Source organism: Actinacidiphila sp. bgisy144, from assembly GCF_057708105.1.
Window position 1 is genome coordinate 45,659 of record NZ_JBYIRM010000036.1, and the last position, 16,644, is coordinate 62,302.

At 75.7% G+C, this 16,644-nt stretch carries 16 protein-coding genes; 2 read left to right on the forward strand and 14 right to left on the reverse strand.

Going from position 1 to position 16,644, the window contains the following annotated elements; all coding sequences use genetic code 11:
• Positions 1–10 precede the first annotated feature (10 nt).
• The 3 genes from AC3EVP_RS30915 to AC3EVP_RS30925 all read right to left on the reverse strand — a co-directional run bounded on the left by AC3EVP_RS30915 (position 11) and on the right by AC3EVP_RS30925 (position 2,817).
• The gene (locus AC3EVP_RS30915; protein WP_435135627.1) at positions 11–1,090 is read right to left on the reverse strand and encodes a taurine ABC transporter substrate-binding protein; all 1,080 of its coding nucleotides are present in this window, start codon (positions 1,088–1,090) and stop codon (positions 11–13) included.
• Between the two features lie 76 nt (positions 1,091–1,166).
• The gene (locus AC3EVP_RS30920; protein WP_435135629.1) at positions 1,167–2,045 is read right to left on the reverse strand and encodes an ABC transporter permease; all 879 of its coding nucleotides are present in this window, start codon (positions 2,043–2,045) and stop codon (positions 1,167–1,169) included.
• A 418-nt stretch (positions 2,046–2,463) separates the two neighbouring features.
• Positions 2,464–2,817, reverse strand: a complete 354-nt coding sequence (locus tag AC3EVP_RS30925) for a LysR substrate-binding domain-containing protein (RefSeq protein WP_435135686.1) — start codon at positions 2,815–2,817, stop codon at positions 2,464–2,466.
• On the opposite strand from AC3EVP_RS30925, the gene AC3EVP_RS30930 reads away from it, so the two are divergent.
• Positions 2,713–2,949 carry an RraA family protein gene (locus AC3EVP_RS30930; protein ID WP_488179836.1) on the forward strand — a complete coding sequence of 79 codons (237 nt, stop codon included), beginning with the start codon at positions 2,713–2,715 and terminating at the stop codon, positions 2,947–2,949. The genes AC3EVP_RS30925 and AC3EVP_RS30930 overlap by 105 nt on opposite strands.
• 10 nt (positions 2,950–2,959) lie before the next feature.
• Positions 2,960–3,514 carry an NUDIX hydrolase gene (locus tag AC3EVP_RS30935; RefSeq protein WP_435135633.1) on the forward strand — a complete coding sequence of 185 codons (555 nt, stop codon included), beginning with the start codon at positions 2,960–2,962 and terminating at the stop codon, positions 3,512–3,514.
• A 61-nt stretch (positions 3,515–3,575) separates the two neighbouring features.
• On the opposite strand, the gene AC3EVP_RS30940 is transcribed toward AC3EVP_RS30935, so the two are convergent.
• From AC3EVP_RS30940 to AC3EVP_RS30990, 11 genes are all read right to left on the reverse strand, one after another.
• Entirely contained in the window at positions 3,576–4,964 is a 1,389-nt protein-coding gene (locus AC3EVP_RS30940) for a phosphohexomutase domain-containing protein (RefSeq protein WP_435135635.1), read from the reverse strand.
• Positions 4,961–5,875 (reverse strand): inositol monophosphatase family protein, encoded by a 915-nt coding sequence (locus tag AC3EVP_RS30945; RefSeq protein WP_435135637.1) that lies wholly within the window; start codon positions 5,873–5,875, stop codon positions 4,961–4,963. Before AC3EVP_RS30945 ends, AC3EVP_RS30940 begins: the two co-directional genes overlap by 4 nt.
• The gene (locus tag AC3EVP_RS30950; RefSeq protein WP_435135639.1) at positions 5,875–6,957 is read right to left on the reverse strand and encodes a BadF/BadG/BcrA/BcrD ATPase family protein; all 1,083 of its coding nucleotides are present in this window, start codon (positions 6,955–6,957) and stop codon (positions 5,875–5,877) included. The genes AC3EVP_RS30945 and AC3EVP_RS30950 overlap by 1 nt, the downstream gene beginning before the upstream one ends.
• Positions 6,954–8,099 (reverse strand): 3-dehydroquinate synthase, encoded by a 1,146-nt coding sequence (locus AC3EVP_RS30955; protein ID WP_435135641.1) that lies wholly within the window; start codon positions 8,097–8,099, stop codon positions 6,954–6,956. Before AC3EVP_RS30955 ends, AC3EVP_RS30950 begins: the two co-directional genes overlap by 4 nt.
• The gene (locus tag AC3EVP_RS30960) at positions 8,096–10,006 is read right to left on the reverse strand and encodes a transketolase-like TK C-terminal-containing protein (protein ID WP_435135643.1); all 1,911 of its coding nucleotides are present in this window, start codon (positions 10,004–10,006) and stop codon (positions 8,096–8,098) included. The genes AC3EVP_RS30955 and AC3EVP_RS30960 overlap by 4 nt, the downstream gene beginning before the upstream one ends.
• A 163-nt stretch (positions 10,007–10,169) precedes the next feature.
• Positions 10,170–10,904, reverse strand: a complete 735-nt coding sequence (locus AC3EVP_RS30965; RefSeq protein ID WP_435135645.1) for a TauD/TfdA family dioxygenase — start codon at positions 10,902–10,904, stop codon at positions 10,170–10,172.
• The gene (locus AC3EVP_RS30970; protein WP_435135647.1) at positions 10,904–11,845 is read right to left on the reverse strand and encodes an LLM class flavin-dependent oxidoreductase; all 942 of its coding nucleotides are present in this window, start codon (positions 11,843–11,845) and stop codon (positions 10,904–10,906) included. Before AC3EVP_RS30970 ends, AC3EVP_RS30965 begins: the two co-directional genes overlap by 1 nt.
• Positions 11,846–11,877: 32 nt before the next feature.
• Positions 11,878–12,918 carry a nucleotidyltransferase family protein gene (locus AC3EVP_RS30975; RefSeq protein WP_435135649.1) on the reverse strand — a complete coding sequence of 347 codons (1,041 nt, stop codon included), beginning with the start codon at positions 12,916–12,918 and terminating at the stop codon, positions 11,878–11,880.
• Between the two features lie 33 nt (positions 12,919–12,951).
• Positions 12,952–13,686: a TauD/TfdA family dioxygenase gene (locus tag AC3EVP_RS30980; RefSeq protein ID WP_335984012.1), complete on the reverse strand. Its 735-nt coding sequence runs from the start codon at positions 13,684–13,686 to the stop codon at positions 12,952–12,954.
• Positions 13,683–15,554, reverse strand: a complete 1,872-nt coding sequence (locus tag AC3EVP_RS30985; protein ID WP_435135652.1) for a hypothetical protein — start codon at positions 15,552–15,554, stop codon at positions 13,683–13,685. The genes AC3EVP_RS30980 and AC3EVP_RS30985 overlap by 4 nt, the downstream gene beginning before the upstream one ends.
• Positions 15,555–15,609: 55 nt before the next feature.
• A complete protein-coding gene (locus tag AC3EVP_RS30990; protein WP_435135654.1) occupies positions 15,610–16,413 on the reverse strand; it encodes a hypothetical protein in 804 nt (267 codons plus the stop codon).
• Between the last annotated feature and the right edge of the window lie 231 nt (positions 16,414–16,644).

Genomic DNA, 16,644 nt, shown 5'->3' on the forward strand with positions numbered 1-16,644 from the left:
GCCGCCGGGCTTAGTTGAAGGCACCGGGCAGTCCCTTCAGGTAGAGCGCCTTGGCGACGGTGTCGCGGGTCGGCGCGGCGTCGATCTGCTTCTGGTCCGCCAGGAACCGCGCGGTGCTCGTGACGTAGTCCGCGAGCTTGCCGGGCGCGCCCTCGGTGCCGAGCCACTCGGCGGAGGCGACCTGGCCGGGGGTGAGGAACACCCCTTGTGCGAGCTGCGCCTTGGCGTCCGCGAGGCTGATGTCCAGTTCGGCCGCGACGGACTTGGCGGAGCCTTCCGGGTCGGACTTGAGCAGCCGCAGGGCCTGCGCCTCGGTCCTGCGCCAGACGTCGATGGCGTGCGGGTCGCTGGCGATCAGTTCGTTCGTCACCACGGCGAGGTCGAGGGTCGGCTTGCCGCCGGCGGCGATCTGCGCGCTGCTGATCAGCTGGTTCCCGGTCTTGCGCAGGTCGTCGAGGGTGGGCAGCCAGACGTAGGCGGCGTCGATGTCGCCGCGCTGCCAGGCGGCGAGGATCGGCTGCGGCTGGAGGTCCACGAGCTTGACGTCCGAGGTGGTGAGCCCGGCCTGCGTCAGCGCCGCGAGCAGGCTGTAGTGCGAGGTGGAGGCGAAGGGCGTGGCGACCGTCCTGCCCTTCAGCCCGGCCACCGAGGTGATGCCGGTGCTCTTGCGCGCGATCAGGGCCTCGTTCTCGCCGGCGACGTCGAGTACGAAGGCGGCCTTGTACGGGATCGGCGAGGACCCCGACACCCCGCGGGCGAACGGGCTGGAGCCGAGGGCCGCGATGTCGAGGGACTTGCCGAGGAACGCCTGGTTGACCGTGGACCCCGAGTCGAACTTGATCCAGCTGATCTTGTAGTCCGGCAGCGCCTTCTCCAGCAGCTTCTGGTTCTTGATGACCAGGTCGCCGCTGGGGAAGGCGAAGTACCCCAGGCGCAGCCGTTTTGCGCCCGCGCCGCCGCTTCCGCTGCCGCCTCCGCAGGCGCTGACCGCCGCGGTGGTCGTTGCCGCCAGGGCGGCGGCCAGCACGGAGCGACGCGTGAGCCGGCCGCCGGCGGGGCGGGTGCCGGCACGGTTCGCTGAAGAAGTCATGGGAGCCGTTTCTGTGCGAAGGGACCGCGGGGGAACGGGGATCGGACGAAGGGGCGGGGACGGGTGCGGGGTGGGTCTAGCTACGGCCGCGCCAGGGCAGCGCCGTACGCTCCAGCCACAGCAGCAGACCGTCGATGACCAGGCCCGAGATGCCGATGACGAAGATGCCGACGATCACCACGGGAGTGTTGTTGTAGTTGGCGGCGTCCTTGACCATGCCGCCGATGCCGGGCAGCCCGTTCACCAACTCGGCCGCCACCAGCGACGAGTACGCGACGCCGACGGCCAGCCGGATACCGGTGAAGGTCTCCGGCAGCGCCGAGGGGATCACGATGTCCCGGACGACCTCCCACCGTGACGCGCCCATCGCCCGGGCCGCTTCGACGAGGCTGCCGGGGACCGCGGCCACCGCGGTCGTGGTGGAGACGGCCACCGGCGGGAACGCCGCCACCGCCAGCAGGGTGATCTTCGGCTGCTCGTTGATGCCCAACCACACGATGAGCAGCGAGAAGTACGCCAGCGGCGGCAGCGTCCGCAGGAAGGTGACCCACGGCTCGAAGAGCGCGCGTACCCACCCGACGCTCCCCATCAGCAGGCCGAACAGCACGCCGATCAGGATGCCGCTGCCCGCGCCGATGCCGATCCGCCGCAGGCTGATGGCCAGGTGGTCGATGAGCAGCGTGCCGTTGTAGCCGCGTACGCCGTCGTGCGTGGTGGACACGTCGATGAACGCGTCCCACACCTTGGCCGGTGAAGGGACCAGGATGTCGCTCCACCGTCCGCTGGCCGCGGCCACCTGCCACAGCACGAGGAACAACACGAGCGACAGCAGCGGCAGCCCGAGCCGTACGAGCAGCGCCCGGCCGGCCCGGGCGCCGCGGCGGCGGCGCAAGGGTGACGTGGACCGCGGGGGCCGGCTGGAGCCGGTTTCCGGAACAGGCGGTGCGGTGGGCATCGTCGGCCTCCAGGGGACCGGACAGGGCCAGGCCGCGGCGGCCGGTCCGCCGCGGAGGGGACCGGCCGGCAGTCACCGCGGCCGGGCAGGAAGGGGCGGTACGCGCCGCGAGGCGGCCAGGCGTACGACGGGGCAAGGAAGGACCGCGTGGCGCGGTGCCGGAACACCCCGGACCGGCGGCGCCTCGAAGCGGGCGCTACGCCTCAGGGGCGGGAGGTCAGCGACAACACACGACGGGGCAGCGGCACAGGTCGATGACCAGTCGTCGCACCAGGTTCGTCGTCGTCATGCGTCGGGACTATACAGGTCCGTGCGTGACATGCCCAGGACGTGTGTGCCGCTGCCGGCGCTCAACGTCGGCTCGCCGTAAGCGAGTTGCGAGGTGAACCGGGCCGCGCGGGCGGATCGGCGCGCCTCGTCACACCGCGGGCTGCTGTTCCTCCGCCAGCACCCGGGTGACGCCGCGGGAGGCGCCGGCGGCGTCCTCCGCGTGGAGCCGCGCCAGTTCCTCGACGAACGGCCGAATCCGGGGGTCGTGCGCCTTGTCCGGCCGTGTCGCGACGACGGTCGAGCGCAGCAGGGGCAGACTGGGGACCTCCGCGAGGCACAGGGACCCCGGCGCCACCTCCTCGGTCACCGCGGTGACGGGAAGCAGGGCGATCATGCCGTGCCGCAGCACGGACTCCTTCACCACCTGCACGCCGCGGGACCCGACCTGGGGGACGCCGCCCGCACCTGTTCCACGCAACTGCGCCTCTTCGGGGGCCGGCAGAGGTTCACCGGGCCGGTGCGCACCGTGCGCTGCCTGGGCGACAACGTCCTGGTGCGCGAGGCCCTGTCGGGGCCGGGCGACGGGCGGGTGCTCGTCGTGGACGGCGGCATCCGTACCGGCCGCCCCCGATAGACTCCCGGCCGTGGACGACCAACCTCCGGGCCTGGACTGGGAACTCGTGCGCGAGAGCCCGAAGGCGGCCGGATTCCTGAAAGTGCGCAGCCGTACCTACCGCTACCCCGACGGCCGGCAGGACCAGTGGGACATCCTCTGCGGGCCGCGCACCGTGGCCGTGGTGGCCCTCACCGACGACCGGCGGGGCGTGCTCGCACGGCAGTTCCGCCCGGGGCCGGGGCGCGTCCTCGACGAGCTGCCCGGCGGCATCGTGGAGCCCGGTGAGGACGTCGCGGCCGCCGCCGCCCGCGAACTGCTGGAGGAGACCGGCTACCGGGCGGGGCGGGTCGAGGTCGTCATGAAGACCTACCTCGCGTCCTACGCCACCCACCTGCGCCACGCGGTGGTGGCGTGGGACTGCCGCAAGGTGGGCGAACCCGCCCTGGACGCGGCGGAGTTCATCGAGCCGGTCACCCTGCCGGTCGAGGAGTACGTGCGGCACGTGCTGACCGGCGAGCTGACCGACGCCGACATGGGGCTCGCGGGCCTGTTCGCCGCGGGCCTGCTGGTCCCCACGCCCTGAACGCCGGCCAGTTCCGTGGGCGCCGGTAGTTCCGTGCCGTGCCGGGTCAGTTCCGTGCCGGTCAGTTCCGTGCCGCGCGGAGCGCGGCCGGCAGACGGGCGCCGACGGCCGGCTCGGCCTCGACGTACAGCCGGGTGCGCGGTTCGGTGGCCGCGCGGCGCACGGTGATCCGGCCGTGCCCGCCGTCACCGAACACCCAGCGGTCCTCGACGGCGGCGGCGTGCCAGCCCGGCAGCAGCCGCGCGACGCGGGCCACGACCTCCTCCGGCTCCAGCGCGACGGTGTGGATGTCCTGCCGGTAGGGGTGGTCGCCGCGCAGCGCGGTGACCGCGTCGTCCAGGTCCGCGACGGCGGGGAAGGCGGCGAGGAGCGTGCCGAGCGCGGCGAGGCTGTCGCGTTCGAAGTATCCGGCGCCGTCGGGGCCCGGCCACACCAGGGCCCCGTTGGGCTCGAGCCCCAGGGCGGGCCGGGGGTCGCTCCGCCAGGCCGCCACGATGTGCTTGAAGCCGACCGCGGTCTCGGTGACTTCGACGTCCGGCCGGTCCGCCGCCACCGCCCGGGCCACCATCAGCGGGGCGACGGCGGTGGTGATCAGCCTGCGGGCCGGCAGGCCGGCCCGCAGGAGCAGCGCCGCCTGCTCGGCACTGCCGATGAACCGTGACCGGCGGGTGAACAGCGCCAGCCGGTCCCCGTCGCCGTCCACCATGGCCACCAGGCCGCGGCCGGCGTCGGGCAGGCCGGCGAGCACGCGCTCCGCGACGGCTTCGGCCTGCTGACGCAGCGTCGGGTCCGGGGTGGCGCCGGCGAAGAAGGGCAGCGGCCGTGCCCGGTGGAAGGCGAGCCCCGGCAGGTGCGGTGCGAGGGCGCCGACCGCGCCGTGGGCGGCGTCGACCACCAGCCGGCCGCCGAAGCGCCGGCCGCCGAAGCGCCGGCCGCCGAAGCGCCGGGCGCCGGCGAGCAGCGCGCGCCCCACCGCCCCCCGCGCGTACGCGGCGGCCGCGTCGACGGCGCGGTGCGGGCGCACCGCGACCTCGGCGGGCTCCGACGCGGCGCCCGCGTCCACCGCGGCCGGCGGCCACACGACGCCGTATCCGGCGCTGTCGCGGACCTTCAGCCCGAAGAATCCCGGCGGGTTGTGGCTGGCGGTCATGACGACCGCCGCCGCCAGCCCGCCGTCCTCGTGCACCATGCGCCCCAGCGCGGGCGTGGGCGCCGGTCCGGTGGCCAGCCGGCAGGACGTGCCGCGCCCGGCGAGCCAGTCCGCGGCGAGCCCGGCCAGTTCGCGGGAGCCGGCCCGGCCGTCGTGGCCGACGAGTACGTCCGCTCCTCGGTCCCGTCCTGCGAGGAGGGTGGGAAGGACGCCGTGCAGGACGGCGAGCACCTCGCGTTCGCTCCAGCCGGGCCCCGGCAGGCCCCGCCATCCGTCGGTCGTGGTGGGCTGTGACGTCATCGAGATGTCCGCCTTCCGGTCCGGGGCACCAGCAGGGCGCCGATGCCCAGTGGGGGCGCGCAGCCGGGAGCCGTGGCCAGCCACCCGGTGAGCGTGGTGGGGCGGGCGGGGGCCGGCCGCTTTCCGGCGGCGCCCGCGAACCGGCCCCCGGCCGCGTGCAGGACCATCGCGGCGGCCGCATGGTCCCAGGGGGCCACGGCAGGGCTGCCCGGCGCGGGGAGACGGACGGCGGCCGCGGCCCGGCCCAGCGCCACCAGCACCAGTTTCACGCTGGTGGTGGGTACTTCACGGACCGTGTAGCGGCCCGGCGCGGTCCGCTCCAGCAGGGCCTGGAGCGGCCCCGAGCGCCCGGGCCCGGTCAGCACGGCACGCGGCCCGTACCAGGGGAGTGCCTGCGGGGAGCCGCTGACGCGCAGTACACCGGGGGCCGCGGCCAACCGCAGCCCGTAGCCGGGCAGGTCGACCAGGGACTGCGCGGGGCGGCCCGCGTCGATCTGGCAGATGGCGATGGAATAGGTGGCCGAGCCGTGCAGGAAGGGCACCGTCCCGTCCAGCGGATCGATCAGGAAGCACCGGTCCGGTACGGCGCCCAGCCGCAGCCGGTTCTCCTCCGCGACGACCCTCCTGGCGGGCCGGGCGCGGCGCGCGGCGTCCTCCAGGATCGCCTGGAGCCGCAGGTCGAGATCGCAGACCGGCTCCGGCCTGCCGTACACGTTCGTCTTCACCCGGGCCGGGGTGGGAGCGCGCCGGAACTCCCGGACCGCGAGGCGGCAGCGGTCCAGCGCACTGCCGAACAGCGCGTCGAGCCCCGGGTCGAGGCCGCCCCCCGCCGGTCCCGGTACCGGTGGGACGGCCCGGCCCGCACCGCCCGCATTGCCCGCACCGCCCGCACCGGACCGCGCCCCGGCCATCACGCGCCCCCGCTGCCGCCGGCGGGCAGCCCCCCGGCGCGGGCGGACGGCCCGCGCGGTGCCGCGTCGACATGGGTGGGCAGCGCGCCCGCCAGGCGCGCCAGCACGTCCGGGCGGTCCCGCCAGACGCCGGCCAGCCGCAGCAGCGCCGCGAGGTTGTCGCCGGCGGTGTGGTAGCGCACGGACGTCCACGGGGCGCGGGCCGCGAGGCGGTCCAGCAGCCGGCCGCGCAGCCCCTCGGCGGCGGTCAGCAGCGAGCCGGCGAGCACCAGGCCGTACGGGGTCCCCGGGCCGATGCCCGCGGCCTGGGTGACGGCCAGGACGCCGGCGGACAACTCCTCGGCCGCCGCCTCGACGAGAGCGGCCGCGACGTGGTCGCCGCCCTGCGCCCAGCGCAGGACGTACGGGGCGAAGTCGGCGACCTCGGCCTTGGAACGGGCCGCGTGCACCGCCGCGAAGAGAGCCTCGCCCAGCGGCGCGTCCGCCCGCGGCCCGCCCGCTCGCCCGCACCACTCGCGCGCGGCCCCGGTGAGCGCGGTGCGCGGGCCCCGGCCGTCCACGGCGCGCACCGCCGCGCGCAGCCCGGACACCGCCAGGTCGTAGCCGCCGCCTTCGTCGCCGAGCAGCCACTCCAGCCCCGAGGCCCGCGCCCACCGCTGCCCGTTGCCCGCCGCGAAGCCCGTCCCGGTGCCGGCCACCACGGCGCACACGGCTGCGGCGGGGCCGTCCGCGAGCAGCAGCGGGGCGATGTCGTTGGTCACCAGGACCGGCGCCGCCCCCAGGCCCGCGAGTTCGCAGGCGTGCCGGACCAGGGAGGCGAACTGCCGGGCGCAGACGGCGGTGGACGCCGCGCCGTGCGCCGCGACCACCCCCCGCACCGACCCGCCCGGCACTGCCACGGCGGGCCGCAGCGCGGCGAGCAGCGTGCCGAGGCCGTCCAGGGCGGGGCCCGCCCCGACCGAGCGGGGATTGGTCGAGGAGCCCTCGGCCGCCGCGCGTTCACGGCCGTCGCGGGACAGCGCCGCCCAGGTCCTGCTGCCGCCTCCTTCCAGCAGGACCCACTCGCCGTCCGGCGCCGTCATGGCCGGCACCGGCGGTCGAGGTGGCGCAGCGCCCGGTCGAACGCCTCCCGGGTCACGTCGTCGACCACGGTGCAGTGCCCCGGCGCGGCCGGGACCACCAGGTGCAGGTGCCCGTTGCGTACGCGGCGCACCGCCTCCAACGCGTCCCAGACGTCCGCCCGCAGGGGTGCGGGGACGGTGGTGGGCAGCCGGTGCCCGGACAGCACGGCCAGGATGCGGTCGTGGTCGCCGCGGGTGCAGTGGCCGCCGTGCAGGCTCAGGGCGGTGGCCACGGCCAGCCCCGCGGCCACCGCCTCACCGTGCAGGACGCGGAACCCCGCGGCTGCCTCGTAGGGGTGCCCGACGCAGTGGCCGAGGTTGAGCAGCCGGCGCAGGTCGGCCTGTTCGAACGGGTCGGGAGCCAGCAGGAGCAGCTTCGCGGTGATCGCGGCCCGGATGATCGCGTCCCACGGCCAGGTGGCGGCCCCGCGCCCCACGGACCGCTCCAGGACGGCGAAGAGTCCGGGGTCGGCGATCAGCGCCACCTTGACCACCTCGGCCAGGCCGTTGCGGATGTGCTGGTCGGGGAGGGTGCGGATCAGCTCGGGGTCGACGAAGACCGCCGCCGGGTGCTGGAAGGCGCCGACCAGGTTCTTCGTCCCGTCGTAGTTGATCCCGCCCTTCCCGCCGATCGCCGCGTCGACCTGGGCCAGCAGCGTCGTGGGCACCAGCGCGTACGGCACCCCGCGCATGTACGTCGCCGCCGCGGCCGTGGTGAGGTCGCACACCATGCCCCCGCCGACGCCCAGCACGAGGGTGCGCCGCGTCGCCTTCACCCGCTGGAGCGAGCGCCACAGGCCCTGGAGGCCCGACTGCGACTTGGTGGCCTCGCCCTCGGCGACCAGCACCACGTCGAAGGGCACCCCGACCCGGGCCAGCACGGCGGACACCGAGGACAGGTGGTGCGCCGCGACCACGGTGTCCATGGTCAGCACGATGCGGTGGGCGTCGAGCGCCGCCACCAACTCCCGCAGGTGGTCGGCGAGACGGTCCGTCAGCCCGTTCTCCAGGTGGATGCGGTAGCGGTCGGCGCGGCGTGCGGTCACGTCGAACCCGCCGTCCGCGCCGTGCGCGACCTCCAGGCGCGAGGCGGTGGCGGTCACAGCAACTCCTTGGCGATACGGTCGGCCACGGCCCGGGCGGTCAGCCCCGCGGCCTCGTACAGCGCCTCCTGCGGCCAGCCGGCCGCGCCGTACCCGTCGGCGCCCAACGCCAGGCCGCCGGGGGGCAGGAAGCGGCCGAGGACCGTCGAAGGCGCGTTGTGGACGCAGGCGGCCGCGGTGCCCCGTGGCAGGTGGCGCTCCCGTCCGGCGGCGGCCAGGCGGGCGAACCTGGTGGTGCTGACGACCTCGACGACGCGCACGGCGCGGTGCCGCTCCTCGGTGAGCAGGTCGGCGGCCCGCACCGCGGCCTCGCGCATCGCCCCGGCCGTGAGCACGACCAGGTCGGGGCTGGGGTGGTCGCGCAGGGTCAGCACACCGTCCTGGAGCGGGGCCGCGCCCAGCTCGGCGAAGGTGTGGCGCACGGGCACCGCCTCGTGCGGCAGCCGCAGGTAGGCGGGCCGGCCGTCGGCGAGCGCCTGCACGGCGAGGTACTTCGCCGTGTTGACGTCCGCCGCCTCGAACATCTCCAGGCCGGGCAGGGCGCCGAGGGCGGCCAGGCAGCCGTCGGACTGGACCATCGGCCCCAGCGGGTCGCCCAGGCCGCCGGAGGTCCCCACCAGCAGCACCGGCAGCTGCGGGAAGACGATCGACTCCCGGATCTGGTCGAGCATGCGCCAGTAGAAGCCCTCCATCGAGAACAGCACGGGGCGCAGGCCGGCGCCGGCCGCGCCGCCGGCCAGCGAGGCCGCGTCCTGCTCGGCGATCGCGCACTGGAGCACGTCGGATGCGCGGTTGTGCCAGCTCCAGGAGCCGGTGCTCGCCATGCGGGGCAGCAGCCCCGAGTTGCGGATCGCGTCGGGGGCCATCCACAGCAGCGGCAGTCCGGCCAGAGCGTCGGCCAGTTCGGGGCCCAGGGTCTTCTTGGCCACCGGCGCCCGGCCGACCGGCGTCTCGGCGACCCGGCGCAGCAGCGCGGGGCCGTCGGCCCACGCGGGGCGGCACGGCGGCGGCGCGGTGGGGGCCGGCGCGGTGGGGGCCGGCGCCGCCCGCCGCGCGGCGGCGGCCGCGGTGTACGTGTCGACCACCGCGAGCGCGCGGTCCAGCAGCCGGCCGGTGTCGAGGTCGGGGAGGTGCCGGGGGGCGGCCTCCGCGCCGAGCGTGTTGCCGCCCTCCACCTCCGCCGCGAGGCCGCGGCCCTTGACCGTGTGCAGGATCAGGGCCGTCGGCCGGTCGGCCGGGGCCTCCCGCAGGTGCTCGGTCACGGCCGCGACGTCGTGGCCGTCCACCTCCCTGGTACGCCAGCCGAAACCCGACCAACGGGCGGCCCAGTCGTCCGCGGGCAGCCGGATGACGCTCCCGGACCCGTTCGCGTCCACCAGCGCGACCAGGTTGCGCAGGCCGAGCGCGGCGGCGGTCATGGCCGCCTCCCACACCTGCCCCTCGGTGCACTCGCCGTCGCCGAGCAGAACGAAGGTGCGGCGGCCCAGGTTGCCGCGCCGGTCGGCCAGCGCGAGCCCCGCGCCGAAGCTGAGCCCCTGCCCCAGGGCGCCGGTGCTCATGTGCGCGCCGGGAAGCTGGCCGCGGCGCGGCATACGCCCGAGGCGGTGGCCGACCTGCCCGAAGCCGGCCAGCTCCTGCCAGGACATCCCCGGGACCGCGCCCAGGGCCCACAGCGCGGCGTACCAGGGGGCGACCGCGTGGCCCTTGGAGTACACCAGCCGGTCGCCCTCCTCGCCGCTGCCGGGGCCGAGCGTCGTGGCGCCGGAGAAGTACAGCGCGGTGACGGCCTCCACCGCCGAGGAACTGCCGCCCGGATGCTTGTTGGCGGCGAGGACGAAGGCCCGGATGCCGGCGGCTACGGTGCGCAGTTCGTCCGTCGTCGGAACGGGACGCGGTACGTGGGTCATTGCGGCTCTCCTCACGAGGGTCCGCCCCCTGCCCGCAGGCCGGGGACGCGGTCGGTTCCGTTGAGTGCGTGTGCGCACCGCGCGCGGCCCCGCGCGGTGTCCGGTGCGGGGAGCGGGGTGCCGGCGGGAGCGCGCCGCCCCCGGTGCGGGCGGCGGCCGGCGTTCACCGCCGGTCCGCCATGAGGAGCCGGCGCAGGTGGCGCCTGCGGTCGGTGAAGGCGTTGCGGGCGTGCATCATGCGCCAGTTGTCCCAGACCAGGACGCCGCGCTCCTCGATCCGTACGGCGAGGCGGTGCTCGGCGAAGTAGCGCCGGCCCGCCGCGAGGTAGCCGGCCATCAGCGCGTCGTGGTCGCGGCAGCGGTCGTCGCAGGGGAACCGGACCACCAGGGCCCCGTGCCGGTCCTCCACGAGCGGATGGCGGCACCGATAGCTGACCCCGGAGCGGGCGAGCGCCGCGGTCGGCGTCCAGGTGTAGGACCTGGCGCGCAGCCGCGCGAGCTGTTCCGGCGGCAGGCCCGCGACGAAGTCGTAGGAGTCGGCGAGGGTGGTCTCCCCGCCCGGCCCTTCGGCCTGCGTCACGCACCACAGCGCCTGGTAGCGCGGAGGGGGCCCCGGGAACTCGAACCACTCGGTGTGGGCCCGCAGTTCGCGGGTGTTGGACGGCAGGTACACGCTGTTGTCCACCGCCGGGTCCGGTCGGATGTCCCGCACCACCACGCCGTCGAACTGCGGGACGGCCGGCCCCAGCCGGGTCAGCTGGGCGACGTGGTCGAAGCCGTCGGGGACGCGGCGCAGGTACACGTGCCCGGTGGCCGCCAGGGCCGCGCGGACCCGGTCCACGTCGAGTTCCAGGCCCCCAAAGGCCCGCTGGTCCAGGGTGCTGACGAGGCGCGGCATCACGCCCTCGGTCCGGTCATCGCTTCCACCTCCGGGAGGACTGCGCTCGCGAGCAGTTCCAGATGGGCCAGGTCGGCGAGGTCGACCAGCTGGCAGTAGACGCGGCTCACGCCGAGGGCCGCGTAGCCGGCGAGTTCCGCGACCACCTGGGACGGCGTGCCCGTCACGGTGCCGGGCGCGCGGCCCGCGCCCGCCCGTGCTGCGCGCTCGCGCGCCTGGTCCTCGGTGGTGCCGCAGCACACCCGCAGCAGTGCCGAGTGCCGCAGGGACGCCGGATCGCGCCCGATCGCCCGGCACTCCGCCCTGCCGCGCGCGATCGCGGCGGCGGCCGCCTCCGGCGAGGGCCTGGCCAGGTTGTGCTCGTCCGCGAAGCGCGCGGCGATCCGCGGTGTGCGGACCCGGCCCCGGCCGCCGACGGTGATCCGCGGCCGGGGACGGCCGGACCCGGTCCGCGGCCCGGGGTTCGCCTGGAGGCGGTGGTGCGCTCCGGCGAAGCCGAACGGCCGCTGCGCACTTGCCTCCCACAGCCCGCGGATGATCGCGAGCTGCTCCTCCAGCGCGGCGAACCGCTCGGCCGGGGAGCGGAAGGGCACGCCCATCGCGTGGTGCTCGCGCGCGAACCAGCCTGCCCCCAGGCCCAGTTCCACCCGGCCGCCGCTCATCTCGTCCAGTTGCGCGACCACCGTGGCCAGGAGCGCGGGCGACCGGAAAGGGGCCGCGCTGAGCAGGCTGCCCAGGCGGACCCGCCGGGTCTCACGGCTCAGCCCCGCGAGCGTCGTCCACACCTCCGTGGGGCTGCCGGGCGAGGCGCTAGGCGCCCAGCCCAGGAAGTGGTCGGAGCGGAACACCCCGCCGAAACCGAGGCGTTCGGCGGCCCGGGCCACCGCGAGCTGCTGCTCGTACGTCGCGCGGTGGGCCTCCATACTGACGAAGAGCTCCATGCCGGCTCCCTCCTCCTTCGAGGCCCGCGGTGTCATCGTGCTCCGCCCGCCGCGCCGACGAGCCGGTCCGCCCGGCCGGCCGTGTCGGGCCGCAGCAGCGCGCCGTCGAGATGGTGGGCCGTACCGAACACCGAGCCCGACAGCAGGCTGTACGGGGGGACCTCCGCGCCCGGCAGGACCACGGAGGAGACGATGGAGGTATGCGCGCCGATCACCGCGCCCCGCCCGAGGACCGCCGGGCCGTAGATCCGCGCGCTGGGGTGGGCGGTGACGTCGGGGGCGATCAGCACCGGCCCGCGCACGACGGTGGCTCCGCCGCGCGGTGCGGCCGGGCTCGGCCCGGGCAGGTAGCGGCTGGCCGGGGAACTCCCGCTGACCGCCTCGATGTTGCCCTGCCAGTAGCGCTGGGGGACACCGACGTCGCGCTGGTAGACCACCCCCGCGTCGTAGGCGCCCAACGACCTGCCCGCGCCCGGCAGGCCCGGCAGGACCTGCGCGGAGAAGTCGCAGAAGCCCGTGCGGGGGATCAGGGGGACGACGTCGGGGCGCACCACCCACGCACCGGTCGAGCCGAGCGCGGTCGGAGCGCCGGCGCCGGGTTTGAAGAGGTACTCCGTCACCACCGGGCCGTCGGTGACCAGGAAGTCGCCGTCCCACCGGGCCGGGTCCTGCCGGGCCACCGCCACCGTGACGGACGCCGGGTGCGCGAGGTGCTGCCGCACCAGGGCCCGGATGTCGACCCCCGCGATGATGTCCGCGGGCACCACCACGATCGGCTCGCCCTCCATGTAGCCGAGGTGGTCGCGCAGCGCGCCGCCGGTCCCGGTGCGCCGGCGCTCCCACAGGCAGCGCACCGGGCAGGCCGGACCGCCCAGGGGCTCGACGAACTCGGCGATGGCCCGGGTCCGCGGGCCGACCGTGACGGCGATCTCCTCGACGCCCGCCTCGCGCAGACTCTGGATGACGTACCAGATCACGGGCCGGTTGGCGACGGGCAGCAGTGCTTTCGGGGCGGCCAGGGACAGCGGACCGAGACGGTCCGCGCGGCCGTTGGCGAGTATGAGCGCTTTCATCCGAACCTGCCTCCACGGGTGCGGTCGGCCGGGCTACACGGTGGCGGAGACGAGGAGCCGCCGCAGGTGCCGCACCTCGTCGGTGAAGGCGTTGCGGGCGTGCATCATGCGCCAGTTGTCCCACACCAGGACGGCCCGCTCCTCGATCTTGACCGCGACGTGGTGGGCCGCGAAGTACTCCCGGCCCGCGGTCAGGAAGCGCTCCATCAGGTCGTCGAAGCGCGCGCACCGGTCGTCGCAGGGGAAGCGCACGATGACGTCGCCGCCGTGTCGTTCCAGCAGCGGGTGGTCGGCGTGGAAGTCGATGCCGAGCTTGCGCAGCACCGCGCTGGGCTGCCACGGGTAGACCGAGGACAGCAGGTGCTCGCGGTCCCGCGCGGTGAGGGTCCGCACGAAGGAGTAGGCGTCCGCCAGCGTGGTCTCCCCGCCCGGGCCCTCGGTCTGCCGCACGCACCACAGGGCCACGTAGCGCGGCGGGTGGCCCGGGTACTCGAACCACTCGGTGTGCGGCATGAGTTCGCGGGTGTTGGACGCGGAGAAGACGGTGTTGTCCACGGTCGGCTCCGGCCGCACCTCGCGCACGATGGCCCCGTCGAACTGGGCGGCGGGCGCCCCGAGCCGGCTCAGCTGGCCGACGTAGTCGAAGTCCTCGGGCACGTCCCTGACGTAGGCGTACCCCTCTCGCGCGAGCGACGCGCGCACCCGGCCGAGGTCGAGTTCCCCCGCGGGGCCGTCGGCCAGGCTGATCGAGATCACCGGTACGGTCATTCTCCACTCCGTTCACTCGTGCGGTGGTGGTCGCGGCGGGCGGTGCGCGCACGGCGCGCCGCCCGCAGCAGGTGCAGGACGCGCAGGGGGACGAACCGGATGGCCAGCCTGAACCGGTGGAACCACCCGTACTGGAGGGCGATCAGCCCGCCGAGGTACTCCGGGACGGTGAAGACGCGCTCCGCTCCCGGGAGCAGCCGGGCGCGGACCGCGCCGGCGACGGAACCGACGGACGTGTACATCGCCGCCGCCCGGCGGTAGTCCTGCCCGAGCTCGCCGTCGGGGCGGTCGGGCGCGTAGGTGTCCCGCAGCAGGCGGTGGTGGTAGTTGAGCCAGCCGAGCAGGTTGCCGGTCTCGGCGAACCACGTGCGTTCCCCGTCGGCCCGGTCGTCCCGCCTCGGTGCGCCGGCCGCGAGCGCCCGCAGGCTGCTCGACACGTCCAGCAGCCTGCGCCGCAGATGGACGTCGCTGTCGGGCAGGTGCGCCTGAAGGGCGCGCAGGAACCCCGGTGTCAGCAGCCGGCTCAGGAGCTTCATGCCGGGGACGAGGGCCATGTGCTCCAGCACCCTGCCCTCGGTCTCCATCAGCACGCGGGCCGCGGCGGGCGCTGCTGCCCCGCGGCGGTGCCGGTGCAGCCAGACGTACGCGGGGAGCAGCCGGCCCTGCACCCACAGGCAGGCCCCGATGCGCTCGGCCCGGTGCACGGGGTCGATGCCCGCGGGCAGCACGCCCCGCGACCAGACCCGCCGCAGTTCTCCCCAACGGCCCTTCTCCCACAGCAGTTCGGAGAGCGCCCACCGCGCCTGCGCGGGTGGCACCGCGGAGCGCGTGGCCTCCTCGGCGAGCATGGCCCCGACCTCGCCGACCAGGCCGAGCGCGCGGTACAGGGCCAGCCGCGCGGCGATCCGCTCGGCGTGCGAGACCGGCACGTCGGGGCACCACGTCGTCCGGCGGCCGGGCGCGGCCAGGGCCGGCAGCGACCAGGCCGCGGCGAGCGCCGCGAAGAAGTCGGCGGTCGGTCCGCAGACCACCGCCACCTCCGCGCCGGCGGCCCGCAGCAGCCCGGCCATGGCAGGCTGCCGGCCGCGCGGCACCTGGTGCCAGTCCGCCCCGCGGTCGGTGTGCACACCGTGGTTGACCCATGTCACCCGCTGCCCCCGCAGGGCGTCCGCGGGGAGGGCGGCGAGCAGGTCGTCGACGTCGAAGAAGTCGCTGCCGCTGTAACCCGCGACGACCACGGCCGGGGCCCGCCGCAGCGCCCGGGTCAGCCGCCGTGCCTCGTCCGCGGCGAAGCCGGCCTCGATCCGGGCGAGCGTGGCGCCCAGCGTGCCCAGACGGGGGTCGTCGCGTACCGAGCCGTGGAAGTGCAGCAGCTGTTCCGGGCCGGGCGGCGCGGCGAAGGCGCCCTCGTGGGCGCGCTCGACGCAGTCGTCGAAGTTGGCGGTGACGTGCCTGCCGCCGGCCCGCAGGTGGTGGGCGAAGAAGCGGTGCAGCCGGTTGGGCGGAGCCGTCCGCAGATCGGCCAGCAGGCGCAGCGCCCGGTGGTCGTCGCCCAGGACGCGGTCGGCGACGCCGAGCACGGTCTCCAGCCGCGGCAGCCGTACCGTCCCGGGGCGGGCCGCGCCCGCGGACCGGTCGCAGATCTGCGGGGCCGTCCAGCCGAGCGAGCGGTGATGGGCCATCACGGTGCCGAAGCTGTCGGTGTCCGGGCCGCTGTCGAAGTACAGCGCGAAGGCCCGCCGGGTCAGTGCCTCCGCCGCCGGCAGGCAGGACGGGGCGTCCAGCGACACGCCGGCGCCGGTCCAGCAGGTCACCTCGGCCGGTCCCAGCGCCGCCAGCGGGCGGACGATGTCGTCGAGCGGGGACATGGGTGGGCTCCTCTCCCGCGCCGCGGGGGATGTCGTCGGTGCCGGGGCGGCCCGGTCAGTGGAGGGGCGAACGGCCGGCCGGGTCCTGGCCGGCGCCGGGGGCCGGGGCCGGGTCCGCCGGTCGGACCGGCTCGGGCACCGCAGCCTCCCAGATCGCGTCGAAGCGCCCGGACCAGTAGTCGAACCACCTCGGCGAGTCGCGGCGGTGGATCGTGATGTGCATGCGCTCGGCGATGCTGTCGTCGCGGAAGCCGTGCGTCTCGACGATCAGGTAGCCGTCGGGGGACTGGGCGTCGACCACGATCAGGCTGAACCCCGGATTGAAGTCCAGCAGCCGGTAGTCGAACCCCGCGGCGCCCGCGAGCCTGCGCAGACCGCTCAGCGTCGACTGGAGGGTCTGGCCGAGATCGAGGCTGGTGTCCAACTGCGCCGCGGTCCGCGCGAGTTGGCCGGGCTCGGGCGACTGCACGACGATCCTGAAGGTGCCGCCGCGCTGGAGCACCTCGCGCCGGATCTCCGCGGTGTTGACGACGACGTTGACGGCCGTCGGCCCGTACACGCGGATGTCGCGGGCGTCGCGCAGCAGCACCCCGAACTGCGTGAAGGAGGTGCGGTCCTGGAGCACTTCGTCCACCGGGAGCCGGGCCGGCGCCGGTTCGGTGTGCAGCACGAGGAACGCCACCGTCGCCAGCACCATGCTCTGCACGACGCGCGTTCCGACGACGTCGAACAGGCCCAGCGCGGTGAGCGTGGTGCTCAGGCCGAAGATCCCGTACGTCTCCAGCCGCCGGCCGTGCAGGATGTCGTCGGCTCCCCGGCGCAGCCCGCGGGGCAACCGACCGGCTCCGAACCGCCTCAAGGCGCCCATGGTGAGACCTCCGCTGCCGTCGATCGGATGAGTCGGATGGGGATGCGCGCCCTCCCGAATCCGGCCGGAGCCGGGGGCGGCGCGGCCGCGCGTGGGAGAATCGGGCCGCGGTCCGCGCGCCGGGAGGCGTGCGTTTCGATGCTGCCAGGGCGCCCCGGCCCCGCCCAGGCCGGCGGTGGTGCCGGGGTGGTGCCGATGTGGTGCCGCACCATCCCCGAACGA

Excerpts from the sequence above, each read along its gene's own strand:
- AC3EVP_RS30915 (WP_435135627.1), bottom strand. The coding sequence starts at position 1,090 with ATGACTTCTTCAGCGAACCGTGCCGGCACCCGCCCCGCCGGCGGCCGG.
- AC3EVP_RS30920 (WP_435135629.1), bottom strand. The coding sequence starts at position 2,045 with ATGCCCACCGCACCGCCTGTTCCGGAAACCGGCTCCAGCCGGCCCCCG.
- AC3EVP_RS30940 (WP_435135635.1), bottom strand. The coding sequence starts at position 4,964 with ATGACGTCACAGCCCACCACGACCGACGGATGGCGGGGCCTGCCGGGG.
- AC3EVP_RS30945 (WP_435135637.1), bottom strand. The coding sequence starts at position 5,875 with ATGGCCGGGGCGCGGTCCGGTGCGGGCGGTGCGGGCAATGCGGGCGGT.
- AC3EVP_RS30950 (WP_435135639.1), bottom strand. The coding sequence starts at position 6,957 with ATGACGGCGCCGGACGGCGAGTGGGTCCTGCTGGAAGGAGGCGGCAGC.
- AC3EVP_RS30960 (WP_435135643.1), bottom strand. The coding sequence starts at position 10,006 with ATGACCCACGTACCGCGTCCCGTTCCGACGACGGACGAACTGCGCACC.
- AC3EVP_RS30965 (WP_435135645.1), bottom strand. The coding sequence starts at position 10,904 with ATGCCGCGCCTCGTCAGCACCCTGGACCAGCGGGCCTTTGGGGGCCTG.
- AC3EVP_RS30970 (WP_435135647.1), bottom strand. The coding sequence starts at position 11,845 with ATGGAGCTCTTCGTCAGTATGGAGGCCCACCGCGCGACGTACGAGCAG.
- AC3EVP_RS30975 (WP_435135649.1), bottom strand. The coding sequence starts at position 12,918 with ATGAAAGCGCTCATACTCGCCAACGGCCGCGCGGACCGTCTCGGTCCG.
- AC3EVP_RS30980 (WP_335984012.1), bottom strand. The coding sequence starts at position 13,686 with ATGACCGTACCGGTGATCTCGATCAGCCTGGCCGACGGCCCCGCGGGG.
- AC3EVP_RS30985 (WP_435135652.1), bottom strand. The coding sequence starts at position 15,554 with ATGTCCCCGCTCGACGACATCGTCCGCCCGCTGGCGGCGCTGGGACCG.